This window comes from Candidatus Tisiphia endosymbiont of Piscicola geometra, from assembly GCF_964026415.1.
Classification (GTDB): Bacteria; Pseudomonadota; Alphaproteobacteria; order Rickettsiales; family Rickettsiaceae; genus Tisiphia.
Map to the genome: position 1 here is coordinate 1,416,540 of NZ_OZ032144.1, position 12,653 is coordinate 1,429,192.

13 protein-coding genes are annotated in these 12,653 nt (G+C 32.5%); 7 read left to right on the top strand and 6 right to left on the bottom strand.

Features of this window, described 5'->3' with window-relative positions:
• Window positions 1-257 precede the first annotated feature (257 nt).
• Window positions 258-701, top strand: coding sequence for a hypothetical protein (locus AAGD26_RS06775; RefSeq protein ID WP_341751615.1), 444 nt, complete (start codon window positions 258-260; stop codon window positions 699-701).
• A 56-nt stretch (window positions 702-757) separates the two neighbouring features.
• Here AAGD26_RS06775 and AAGD26_RS06780 read toward each other — a convergent pair whose 3' ends face one another.
• Both AAGD26_RS06780 and AAGD26_RS06785 read right to left on the bottom strand, forming a co-directional pair.
• Complete coding sequence (locus tag AAGD26_RS06780) at window positions 758-1,603, bottom strand: hypothetical protein (protein WP_341751616.1); 846 nt, start codon at window positions 1,601-1,603, stop codon at window positions 758-760.
• A gap of 123 nt (window positions 1,604-1,726) precedes the next feature.
• On the bottom strand, window positions 1,727-3,415 hold the full coding sequence (locus tag AAGD26_RS06785) for a peptidylprolyl isomerase (protein WP_341751617.1): 1,689 nt from the start codon (window positions 3,413-3,415) through the stop codon (window positions 1,727-1,729).
• Between the two features lie 76 nt (window positions 3,416-3,491).
• Here AAGD26_RS06785 and AAGD26_RS06790 point away from each other — a divergent pair, with 76 nt between their 5' ends.
• From AAGD26_RS06790 to kdsA, 3 genes are read left to right on the top strand one after another with little or no spacing between them, the layout of a single operon-like run.
• Complete coding sequence (locus AAGD26_RS06790) at window positions 3,492-4,232, top strand: triose-phosphate isomerase family protein (RefSeq protein WP_341751618.1); 741 nt, start codon at window positions 3,492-3,494, stop codon at window positions 4,230-4,232.
• Complete coding sequence (gene secG, locus AAGD26_RS06795; protein ID WP_341751619.1) at window positions 4,229-4,534, top strand: preprotein translocase subunit SecG; 306 nt, start codon at window positions 4,229-4,231, stop codon at window positions 4,532-4,534. Before AAGD26_RS06790 ends, secG begins: the two co-directional genes overlap by 4 nt.
• A 17-nt stretch (window positions 4,535-4,551) precedes the next feature.
• Entirely contained in the window at window positions 4,552-5,385 is an 834-nt protein-coding gene (gene kdsA, locus AAGD26_RS06800) for a 3-deoxy-8-phosphooctulonate synthase (RefSeq protein ID WP_341751620.1), read from the top strand.
• 468 nt (window positions 5,386-5,853) lie between these two features.
• Here the strand turns inward: kdsA and AAGD26_RS06805 are convergent, their stop codons facing one another.
• A complete protein-coding gene (locus AAGD26_RS06805; RefSeq protein WP_341751621.1) occupies window positions 5,854-6,660 on the bottom strand; it encodes a class I SAM-dependent methyltransferase in 807 nt (268 codons plus the stop codon).
• A 242-nt stretch (window positions 6,661-6,902) separates the two neighbouring features.
• Between AAGD26_RS06805 and ffh the strand changes: the two genes are divergently transcribed.
• On the top strand, window positions 6,903-8,255 hold the full coding sequence (gene ffh, locus AAGD26_RS06810) for a signal recognition particle protein (RefSeq protein ID WP_341751622.1): 1,353 nt from the start codon (window positions 6,903-6,905) through the stop codon (window positions 8,253-8,255).
• Between the two features lie 51 nt (window positions 8,256-8,306).
• Window positions 8,307-9,371: a hypothetical protein gene (locus tag AAGD26_RS06815; RefSeq protein WP_341751623.1), complete on the top strand. Its 1,065-nt coding sequence runs from the start codon at window positions 8,307-8,309 to the stop codon at window positions 9,369-9,371.
• 5 nt (window positions 9,372-9,376) lie between these two features.
• Here the strand turns inward: AAGD26_RS06815 and AAGD26_RS06820 are convergent, their stop codons facing one another.
• Together AAGD26_RS06820 and AAGD26_RS06825 are read right to left on the bottom strand one after the other, a co-directional pair.
• On the bottom strand, window positions 9,377-9,673 hold the full coding sequence (locus AAGD26_RS06820) for a hypothetical protein (protein ID WP_341751624.1): 297 nt from the start codon (window positions 9,671-9,673) through the stop codon (window positions 9,377-9,379).
• Window positions 9,674-10,142: 469 nt separating this feature from the next.
• The gene (locus AAGD26_RS06825) at window positions 10,143-10,697 is read right to left on the bottom strand and encodes a hypothetical protein (RefSeq protein WP_341751625.1); all 555 of its coding nucleotides are present in this window, start codon (window positions 10,695-10,697) and stop codon (window positions 10,143-10,145) included.
• Window positions 10,698-11,210: 513 nt separating this feature from the next.
• On the opposite strand from AAGD26_RS06825, the gene AAGD26_RS06830 reads away from it, so the two are divergent.
• Window positions 11,211-11,513 carry a hypothetical protein gene (locus AAGD26_RS06830; protein ID WP_341751626.1) on the top strand — a complete coding sequence of 101 codons (303 nt, stop codon included), beginning with the start codon at window positions 11,211-11,213 and terminating at the stop codon, window positions 11,511-11,513.
• A 56-nt stretch (window positions 11,514-11,569) separates the two neighbouring features.
• Here the strand turns inward: AAGD26_RS06830 and AAGD26_RS06835 are convergent, their stop codons facing one another.
• A complete protein-coding gene (locus tag AAGD26_RS06835) occupies window positions 11,570-12,640 on the bottom strand; it encodes a hypothetical protein (RefSeq protein ID WP_341751627.1) in 1,071 nt (356 codons plus the stop codon).
• Window positions 12,641-12,653: the final 13 nt, after the last annotated feature.

Genomic DNA, 12,653 nt, shown 5'->3' on the forward strand with positions numbered 1-12,653 from the left:
GCAAAGTTATTTTGGGGTGTAGTAACCTCTTATAGCATCGGAACACATCTGCCGAATAAAGGTGTAATCCTCGATTGTTATGATCGGGGAGATGTTAGCTATGTTCAGGGTTTAAGGTGTAAACCTTAAACCTAAAGGCTAGCGTAGCTGTTATGCTATACAGTTTACTAACTCCCCGATCGCCAAAGTAATCTATTAAGATTCTTTGGTGGTTAAAACTTGATAACTTTAAGTTTAATCATAAAGGGGATACTGCTATGACATACACAACAACTTTACCTTCTGAAGCAATCATCTTTCTTGATCCAGCTTATGACCATTCTAAGGATATAAAACTTAGAGATGATGTCACTACTACCAGCCAACAAGAAGGACTAACAGTAGTAGAAATTATCGAATCTAAAGGACCTTATGACCACAGTACTTTTGGTAAGTTAATCCGCCGAGTAATGAGCTGCAATAATAAGCCTGTCACCATCCTCATTAACGAAGATATACGGCATACAACAATTAACACTCTACTTTGGTCTGTACTTGGTACTTTGTCATCTGCCGGTCTAATTACCGTTACTACTTACGAAAGATTCTATAAAAAAGTACTCTTGAAAAAAGTAAATATAGAGGATGATTATTTTTTATACGTGGCTGCTACTTATTGTAAAAACCATTATAAATTTGCTAATGAACCATTAAATATTTAATACAAATGAGTAATATGCTAACTAACACGAGTTGCCAATTAACCACAAAGCTGAGCTTAATCATGATGATATACAGCACCTAAAAGGTCTTGGTTATTCTCATCAGATTCTGCTGATCTTGAAATATCAGCCACTACTGCAATATATGGAGGGGGTGGAGCAGTGGGTATTGGAGGAGGTGGGGGTTTACGAGGTTTCGGCGTATAGTTCATTATATTGGATGTAGTTGTAATATCTAGAGATAGTTGCGGGTATAAAGGTTGATTTACACTAGGTGGTGCAGAATCTGCTGCTAGATGGTTGTTATTAGCAACATGCGTATTATTACAGTTACTTGATCCTTCAAGAAGAGTTGATAGGGGTAGTGCGGGAGTACTTGCTCCACATTCAGCTTGATGTGCTTCTAGTATTATCTTATATTCTTCCTGTTTAACTGCTAAATATTCATTCAATTTTTTAAAAAAAGTATTTTCTGTTATCCATATTCTAGTTATTCCTGGTGCACCCTTCTTAATTATATCGCTCAACCCGGCAATCTTCAGTGCTTCCTTAAAATCATGTTGGTCAATACATTTAAGTAACTTTCTAGCTTGAATTATTGTGTGTATTTGGTCACTACGTTCTTCAAACTTTTTGCAATTAACTGTATTATACTTTGATAAGACAGATTGTTGACTATGCAGACCTTTTAAACTAGCTTTTAATTCCTGACTAGCTGATGATCTATCTTCCGTAGTTTTTATAAAATTACAACATTTCTCCAAATTAGCAGTCTTCAATATCTCATAAACACTACTATCAGTATCAAACAACTTTATAGCTCGTTCTGTCTTATCAATTTTATTTTCAAGTAATTGTTTTGCGGTAGAAAGCCTTACTAATAGCGTACGATCTTTTGACATAATAAACACATAATTAAGATTATATTAATATGACATAATATAATCTTAATATATATTAATATGCAAGGTTTAGTAACAATATAGTTAAAATTAGTTATCTAAATTGTCATATTTATATCATAATCACATACTATTTTGTTTCATTTTATTTTTCTTGATGGCATAGCTAATCAGCTCATCCATAACATTGTTTCTTATGGCTACTGCAATATCTACTTCATTTTTTTTCTGAATTTCTTGCCTTTTCGTCTTATCAATTCTTTTTGATTTTACATAAGCAAAATACGCCTTATCTTTTGACTGAAAAACTGGAGTATTGGAATCAATGTTAGCATTAAAAATGGCTGATAGTAATTCTGTTGGTAATTGCTGATTATTATGAACTTCATACCTAGAAAAAGTTGCAGCTTGGTTGGTAGTAATGTCTAGAGGTTTTTTACTTTTACTAGGTTTATATTCTTTAGCAAGACTCTCTATGTTTCCTAAATTTATCTTTCTAATATATTGTTTATACCATAGTTCGTATACTTGATCCTTGACTGCCGAGAATTCTTGTAGTTTACTTGGCTGAATAGATTTAATCTCAACCAATATAAAAGCTCCTGTATCAGTTAGTTCCATTGGATATGATAATTCTCCTTCTGCAAGATCAAAAATACTGTCAGCATTTTTGCCAAGATCAACATACCATTCGCCTTTTAAGTGTTGGCGTTGTGGCACGATGGGACTTCGCGTAGGAACAACGGTTTGACTACGCCTAGTCTGCTCGCCACTCGCAGGCTTAGCCAACTCTTGAAATTCCTCTTGTATATTATTAGTTAAATCCTTATAACTTACAGAATCTAAATTCTGTATTGGTAATTCATATTTTTTAGCAATTTCTGTTAAACTTGAACCAGCTGCCACATCATCTTCTAGATTTTTTGCTAACAGTAGCTTCAGCTCTTCTATTTTTTGTTGTTGCAATAATTCATTAACCTGTTTTCGTACCTCGCTAAATTTTTTATTAGCAAATTCTTCTTGGTTATCCTGATAAAACTTCAATAATTCTTCATCGCTATTATGAATTTGCTTACCTAACACTTCACTTGATATTTTTACATAAGACAAGCTACGTTTTTCCGGTATTTCAAATAACTCTTGATTCTCCTTGTATAGCTCTTCTAACTCGACCGGAGTTGCATAAGTCATAAACGCACCTTTAGGTTGAGCTTTTAGGTCAATTTGTACAAGGTCGACCTCTCTTGTTTCAGCCATATAGTCTACGATATTTTTGACCATTATTTTTGGTGTTTGAAATGATTCTATAAAAATACTAATTAGAGTATTCTTTAAGGTATGTTCTTTAACATCAAATACATAGTCCTCCTCATTAATATAAGAGTTTTTTAAAAAACCTTTAAAGAGTGCTATGTCAAATAGACCTTGCTCATTCTTAAAATTAGCGGATTCTTTAATAAACTGAATCACAGTATCATCAGTTATATCTAGATTATAATAGTGTACTAAATAATTCATAATGCGATTATTGATAAGTTTTTTAATAATAAAATTATCAATATTCAACTGCTTTATATCTTCTTCACTAAGATGTGTTCCAGTTTGTTTTTGAATAACACGAATTTGTTCGGCTTTTGCTTTTAGAAAATCTTCTTCACTAATAGTTTTTGCATCAGAAAATGTAATCAAATCAAAATTATTGGTAGTCTGTAATACATCTTTAATTCCCCATCCAACAAATGCAAAGGCAATCATTCCAAGTAAAACACGCATTACAAAACTATCAGCAGCGTTTCTAATATTCTTTAACATAAATTATAAATTTCTTCTTCAAGTTTTTGTAGTATACTACAATAGTTCTGTACACTAATATCTGCAAGCGATTTTTATGAAAAAACTTATTATTGCTAACTGGAAAATGCATATAAGTTTAGATGATGCATTTAAATTTTGTGCTAGACTGATAGAGCAGCAACATAACAACAAATTTATTATAGCTCCTCCTACTCCCTATCTTGCTTATTTATCTGATAAATTCAAATCTATAGAGTTTTGTGGACAAAATGTCAGTCAATTCGAAGAACAAGGAAGTTATACTGGAGAATATTCAAGCCTATTACTGAAACTAAGTGGTATTAATTACGCTATTGTTGGTCATAGTGAACGTAGAAGCTTTTTTCAAGAATCCAATAAATTAATCAGACAGAAAGCAGAGAATTGCTTAAATGCCAAGATTAGCCCTATTATTTGTATCGGAGAAGACCTAGCTACACGAAAAAATAATAATTATAAAAATTTTTTATTAAAACAATTAGTGGAATCCCTGCCAAATGATAAAATAGGGGAGGGGATAGATGTAATAATAGCCTATGAGCCGATTTGGACTATAGGAACAGGGATTATTCCTAACCAAGAAGAATTAATAGAGATATTTGATGTCCTCAATTGTTTTCTTCAGCAAAGCCAAGTTGCAAATAATGTTAGCTTAGTGTATGGTGGATCTGTAAATTTAGGTAATATAGAAAAAATATTAAGTGTACAGAATATTGATGGGGTTATGATTGGCAAATCTTCACTTGATTATCAAATTTTAGTTCAAATATTAAATTATAGGTTTTTTGAAAAATGATGAATATATTACTTTTTGTTCATATTGTAATAGCAATACTGCTAATTATCGTAATTCTGATGCAAAAGACTGGCAATGATGGGTTAAGTGGTATGAGCGGTGGTAGTGGTAATATGGGTGTTGTAACAGGCAGAACTGTAGCTAATTTCTTGACTAAAACCACGGTAGTGCTTGCCACCTTGTTTATAATTAATGCTATTATTCTTGCCAATCTGTCTTCTAAGAAAAACCTTGGGATAATTAAGAAAATTGAGCAAGTTGACTATAAACAAGAAGAGTCTAGCTTGCCAATTGCCAAGTAAAATTTAAGGAGCAAGTTATGCAAAAGATAATTGATTTACATAATATCAAAATTGGTAATACCTTACCATTTGTGTTTATTGCTGGACCTTGCCAAATAGAAAGTTTAGATCATGCATTATTTATGGCTGACAAGCTTGTGACCCTTACTGCTAAACTTAACATACCCTTTATCTATAAATCGTCATTCGATAAAGCTAATAGAACTTCAATAAATGGTATCCGGGGTAGCGGTCTTGAGAAAGGGCTGGAAATTTTGTCTAAAGTAAAAACAGCCTTTAACTGCCCTATTCTTACTGACGTTCATACAGAGAATCAGTGTGCTAAAGTTGCTGAAATTGTTGATATAATCCAAATCCCTGCCTTCTTATGTAGACAAACAGATTTGCTGCATGCTGCAGCTATGACTAATAAGGTTGTTAATGTTAAAAAAGGTCAGTTTCTTGCCCCTTGGGATATGAAGAATGTGTATGCTAAACTTGAAGCGTTTGGTGCAAAGAATATCATGCTTACCGAACGGGGTGCATGTTTTGGTTACAACACACTAGTATCAGATATGCGTAGTTTGCCAATTATGGCAGAAACTAAGACCCCTGTAATTTTTGACGCAACCCATTCAGTTCAGCAACCAAGTGGCATAGGCAACAGTAGTGGTGGCGAAAGAAAATATGTTGAAATATTAGCAAGGGCAGCTGTTAGCGTCGGAGTAGCAGGTGTTTTTATGGAAGTTCACCAAGACCCAAATAATGCCCCAAGTGACGGACCTTGTATGATCAAGCTGGATGATTTAGAACCTATATTGGTTAGGTTAAAGAGCTATGATGAGCTAACTAAAGCAATATTTAAGATATAACCTAGATAACAACAAATAAGATTAGATATACTCTTCTGCCTAGAAGATAAGTAGCTACAGCAACTACTTATCTTCTAGGCAGAAATAACCTGAGATTATGCCGCAAAAGGACCTTTAGTTAAGGAATTTTCACCCTGACACAAAATGGTCAAAATTACACGGGAAAATCATTAATAACGTCGTTATATTTTTTTTGGGCATCCGATAAACTAAGGCGTGAATATATCTCCAACGAATCTCCTGACTTAAGCAAATACCTAAAATTAAAGAATTATGCTTTAATATATTTAAAATAACAAAATAATGTTGTGCCTAAATTTTAAAAACCCCAGCACTATGAGCCTTCCAAGCTTATGCCTTATTAAAAAATGCGGAAGTCGGGAGCGGAGATCTTTAGATACGACAACGCCAATTCTTGAAGTTCTACCTGAGTATATATATTTATGAGGGAGTAAATTATACTACTCATTAGAGTTTTCTCCCCCAAGATTGAAACACCCCACCTGCACTTTGTATAACCGTCTTATCCTGAATAATCTGATCCATTTCTTTTAGCATCTTTTCTATTTCTAAATTATCGATCAACTTATGCTTAATAAAATGTTCTTTTTCTTCTAAAAGAGATAATTTTAATAATAATTTTTCTTCAGCCCCATTAAAAACTGGTTGATGAAAATCAAATTTTACATCTGTTAATTGAAGAGTACACAAAGTATTAAATAGCTTTATACCATAAGAATAATCTACACTAAGTCTTTTTTCAATTTTGTGTAATAATTCTTTATATTGTTCTATTGAACGAGCATATGGATAATTAAATATAGCTGTATAATCATGCTCTTCACATGCAATAGTTCCACCCGGCTTTAATAAACTTAACATATTATTTAAGGCTTTTTGAGGATGTGTTAGATGTATGAGTACAAACCTACAATATACGAGGTCATATTGCTCATTACCCTGATAATCTTGTATATCTGCAACTTGGTATTCAACAATATCGATGTTTTTACTACTTAACTTACTTTTAGTAAGCTCTATCTGTTTTTGGCTTATATCTAGGCATAATAGTTTGCCATCTCGTCCAATTTTCTGATATATTACATCAATAGACTCCCCCGATCCACAACCAATAATTGCCACTTTCATATTTGGACGAAGTGCTAGCCTATCCAATAGAATATTAGTATATTTGCCATATATTTTATTCAAAATACTGAGCCTATAATCCGTTTCATCGCCAGTTGCCAAAATATAGCTATTCTTTTTTACCATTTGATTTAATTTTATATATCTATTTTTTAGTAAATATATTGCTGATTTGGTTTATTGATAGCAAGAGAAAATAATATAGAAAATTGAAATAATAAATTCTTGATTGTAACAATATCACTAGTTCTCAATAGAATCCGAAAATTTTATTTCACAAATTAATTACTATTTTTTTTGCTAATATGCTTAGTGATTATTAGTAAATATGCTACAATGCGGTGAATTCAAGTAATTTATTACATTTTATGTTTCAAACATTAACTCAAAATCTAACGAAAATTTTTGATCGTATCAAAAGAAGTGGTACTTTATCGGAGTCCCAAATAAACGATACTATGCGTGATATTAGGATTGCCCTTCTTGAAGCAGATGTTGCACTACCGGTAGTTAAGGATTTTATTGCTGAAGTAACATTAAAAGCTACGGGACAGGAAGTCATAAAATCAGTAGCTCCAGGGCAGATGATAGTAAAGATTGTCCATAATGAGTTAATTAATATATTATCCTCGTCTCTAGATGAAAGTAGTTTACAGCTTAAATCTGAACCGCCGGTAAATATTTTAATGGTTGGTCTGCAAGGTAGTGGAAAAACTACAGCAAGTGCCAAATTAGCACTTAGGCTAAAAAATCAAAATAAAAAGGTACTTTTAGTCTCTCTTGATATTTATCGACCAGCTGCACAGGAACAATTAACTATCCTTGGTAAATCTATAGGGGTAGATTGTTTAACTATTGTCCCCAACCATACTCCTATAGATATTGCGAAAAGAGCTTTACACGAGTCGAAATTATCTGCCTATGACGTCGTTATTTATGATACAGCAGGTAGGTTGCAAATCGATGATGAGATGATGAAAGAAGCATCAAATATAAAAAATTTAATAGACCCAAAAGAGATAATTTTGGTAGTTGACGCAATGACGGGGCAAGATTCGGTACTTATAGCTAGCAATTTTGATCAAAAATTAGGGATTACCGGCGTAATTTTATCCCGTATTGATGGCGATGCCAAAGGTGGGGCGGCTCTAAGCATTAAACATGTTACCAAGAAACCTATTAAGTTCTTAAGCACTGGCGAGAAATTGACAAATCTAGAATTGTTTGACTCAGAACGCATAGCTTCAAGAATATTAGATATGGGAGATATCATCTCCTTCGTTGAAAAAGCAGCAAGCATAATAGACCATCAAGAGGCAGAAAGAGCGGCTGCTAAACTTAAAAAAGGTAAATTTGATTTGGAAGATTATCTAATGCAAATGAGGAGTATAAAGAAACTAGGTGGATTCAGTAGTATGATGAGTATGTTGCCTGGTATTAATAAAATTATTGATAAAGTCGATCAATCGAAATTAAGTGGCAAATTAATAGACCACCAAGAAGCAATAATTTTATCTATGACCAAAAAAGAACGAAAAAACCCAGATTTGCTAAATGCCTCACGTCGAAAACGTATCGCTGAAGGCTCTGGAACATCAGTCCAAAAAGTGAATAGTCTATTGAAACAATTTAAACAAATAAGTGGTTTCATGAAAAAGGCAAGCAATATGAATCCCAAAAGCCTAATGCGTAGTGGTATAGGCAACTTATTTAAATTATGATAACCTGAATTACCTTAATTCTTATCCCAAATTCGCGTAACTGGAGATTAAATGCTTAGCAAGGTATATAACGATCTTATTTTACAGATTAAAGCCAATAAATATGATTTTTTAAGGTTTGATCTGATTAAGCAAGATGCAATAAAGGATCTCGCAGCTCAGCTTGCTTTAAAATATGATATTGTGGTAGTTATAGGTTTTGGTGCGTCTTCTTTAAATGTTAGAGCATTATTAAGTATAAAGGCAGTAGCTACTAAAAGGCTAATATATCTTGATAGTTTAGATCAGTTGGAAATTGATGAAAAACTGGCATTAGTTGATTTAAGTAAAGCAGTCTTTTTCTCATTGAGTAAGTCTGGGAACACAAATGAAACCTATTTATTAACTAAGTATGTTTTAGAAGTTTTACACGTTCCCCCTCAAAATATTTATGTAATAGTACCGTTTAGTAATAATTTATTACGTAATTTAGCAGAGTCTTTTGGTACAAATTGTCTAGAACATGATAACATTCGTAGTGGAAGATTTGGCGTAATTTCTAATGCATCTTTGCTCCCAACCGCAGTTGCAGGAGTTGATGTACATAAAGTCGTACTAGCTGCTTCAAAAAAAATATCAGATATTATTTTTGATGGATTTAATATTTGTGAGATAGCGGAGTATTACCTTAATCAATATTCTTTAAATAGACATATGTTAGTTATGTTTAATTATTGTTATCAATTAGATGGTCTATGTAGATGGCAACAACAGATTATAGCTGAGTCGCTTGGTAAGAATGGTTTTGGTATAACTCCTATAATAGCAAAAGGAACATTTGATCAACACAGTCAATTGCAGCTTTATTTAGAAGGTCCGGATGATAAATTTTATCAAGTTATTACTAACAAAGCAAGCTCAGATATTGAAATAGCTCTAACTGCTCATGCTAATAATATATATAATGCATTAGATCAAGTTAAACGACCAGTGAAGCTAGAGAATTTTGTATATATCGATGAACAGGTAATTGTAGATCAAATTATTCACGTAATGTTGAGTACTATACTAATTGCAAATCACCTAAAAATCGACCCATTCAACCAGCCATCTGTGGATGAATATAAGAAGGTATAATAGACCTATTTCGCGTCAGGGAGATCTGCAAGTGCTGAATTAAACAATACAGAAAGATTTTTCTTATCCACTTTGTCATTATCAGAAAAACTAGCAATAGTGGTGTCAATCATATCACTAGACAGTCCTACCGAGTGTGTCCATAGTACCCTACCAGTTGGTACATCAAGAATAGCTAATCTAACTCGCGAAAATTCTGATGGGTCTAAATTGATTCTACCAGTTATACATCCCTTCAAAATCTCTGTACAAAAATCCTTAGTTATTGCACCAGATGTTTTACTCTCTGCATAGAAATTCATTACAACTAGTAAATCAGCTCCGGCTTTTCCACCAAGATCAACTGCAGAAGGAATCTTTTCATCAATAGAATATGCCGCATCCTCTTTCCAAGCTCCACTAGCATAGAGTATATTTAGAGTCTCATCAAAATTATCCTTAATGTCAACGACGTATTTTGACAGTTTATTAGTACCAATTTCTGTTCTAGAGAAAAGTTTAATATTATACCCTTTGTCCTACATTTTGGTTATGAATGTATCTACAATATTTTCTTCAAGGCGATCCTCATAACTATAAACTCTCGTTTTTTTGTTAAAAGCATCAATTTGATTTACTTCAACTATTGATGGTAAAAGTAAAGCAATTTTGGACTTAGTTAGTGATTGCGAATAATCAGGTGCAGATCTAACAAAAGTCGTCTTAGTACAAGCCGATGTAGAAAAAAACAGTAAAATTATAAAGAAAATTCTGACCATTAACTATGTATTTTTAGTAATTTTTATATGTAGCTGGAATGAGTCTAGATCTCTTCTCAGAAAGAATAACTAGAACATCTTGCCCCTCATTTATCACAGGATTGGTTTTATCTTCTTTAGCCTGCACAATGGTGATAATACCTGTCGCACGTACAGCTGCTATAGCATTTCTTAAAAGTCTGCTACCTTCGTAATAATCGTCTTTCAAATTCGATCTATTAACCTGTACGATATATTCTGTACCTTTTGATGTTCCCAAAGCAGATTGTATTATTGCACCAGTAACACCTCCAACAATAGCACCACCAACAATTATAGCTGCGTTATTAGTTCCGCTAGCAGCAACCGCCCCACCAGCGACAGCACCAGTTAGGCCACCAATTGCATTATCACTAAGTCTTTCATCCTCCGTGATTTTGACATCCCTTTTGGCAAGAAGCTTTCCTTCCAATACAATATTTAATGTTGAATCACTAGTATATGTATTTGCCGCAAGATTCCGACCGCAACTAGAAAGAGTAGAAGCAATTATAAGAATCAAAAAAGTATATAAAAGCTTTTTAATCATAAAATTATTATTTTTATATTGCTAATAAAATTTAAGAATGAATTAAAAGTAAGATTATACTAAATGTACAAAGATACATGCAATAAATTACTATCTCCAGTTGCCAATTAAACTGAATAATTTTTGAGGAATTTTTAGGAAAAATGTAGCTGAATACCGCAAGCAGTACGCAGATATATATGAGAAACGGAAGCAAATTTTGACGACAAAATTACCACAAAGAATCCGTTCGCAACACTATCATTATTTTGATGACAAAACTACTTCTAAGTTGTACTTCTAAATTGCACGCAACAATAGACTTCTTACAGAATCCTCTTCTGCAGAATTTGTAGGAGAGCCGAAACCCCTTAACCCGCAACTTATCTTTGAGAAGGAGAAGTGCTTGAAGAGGCAGGAGAGTAAGGTTTACAAGAATTCTGCGATAAATGATATATTTTAAGAAAAAATGGTTCTATAGCCCGAAAAGTTCAGTTTGATAGGAATAACCGAGTTGAAAAACTAGTTAGCAAGGTGGAAGAACGTAATATATATGTATCAACGCATAAGAAAGCAAAGCCAAAAACTGGTTTAAATAATATTCAAAAAATTGCTGAAGAATGGCGGATAGATAAATTTATCAACCTAAAATTAGACGGCAACCAAATAGTGGTTGAAATTGATCAAGATAAGAAAAAAGAGTTATTTGCTCTTGATGGTTGTTATACGATTGAAACACAGATTGAAATTAAACTGATGAGTAAAGAATTGGTTGATAAAGCTTACCATAATTTACATGAAGTAGAATCGAATTTTAGCAGTATGAATTCAGGATAAGAGTTAGTTAATTCTTATCCCGATGCTGGGGTGGGGTAAGTTATATTGAACTCATGTTAACTTTCAGTGTTGTTCTCTTCTATAGCCTCATCTACTTTACTATCCTCTAGTTTAAACTCAAGCAAATTAATTGAACCTATATGTATACCATTATCAGAAAACTCAATATCAAATTTCACCTTTTCATAAGTTGCTAATTCATTATCATCTGTCTTAACTACTCCAGATAAAGAAGAATCAACAGCTTTCTCAATGATAGTTTTGACCATTTTTTTAGGTAATAACAAATTGTTAGGAATCAATTTATCGATGATATCATGGTAATTAGTCAATTCAAAAGATAATTTACCTTTTGGTAACTTACTATCAAAAAATTGTAAAAACCCTACCAAATCTACTTGGGCATTATCATCACAAGAAAAAACTAAACGATCGATATTTAAATTTCTGATAGAATTTGTATCTTTACCCTGGTTAGTAGCAATATTGATCAGTGTGGCTAAATCAAGCTGTGCTGTTTTGAAATTAAAAAAATCTTCCCCCGCAGAGTATAACAAACGTAATTGTAGAGCTATATTTTCACCGTCCTGAGATTTTGCCTTATTGATTAGGAAAACTAAATCAGCAATATTAAAAATTTCCTTATCTTCCTGAATGAAGGATAATAATTTATTGTTAACTTGCAGAAATTTTACGATAGATTTTAAACTATCTCCATGGGATAATTTATATATAGGTTTATTAAATTTAACTAGTGCTGTAATATATTCCTTGGACTGAACACTATACTCTACTAATTTACCATCAAAATTCTCTTGTTGTTTTATTCCTTGTTTTCCTAAAATCAATCTAGCTTTTTTAAAACTAAAATCAAACAAAAATGTCATTTCCTCAGTAGATATTTCTTTGGAATTAACATGATCGATAAATTTCATTTTTGGCTCGACTAAATGAATTTGAAAGCGAATAGGAAAGCCAGAAACTTTGATTTGGTTATAAGATATTTTAGTATTATCTGTCTCTGAATTCTTTATAGTATTTACTATATTGCTTTTGATAGTATAAGCAATGCCAAACCATATTATGGTGTAAATTAAACAAATAAAAAACAAAATTTTACGTATCACTCTATATACTCAA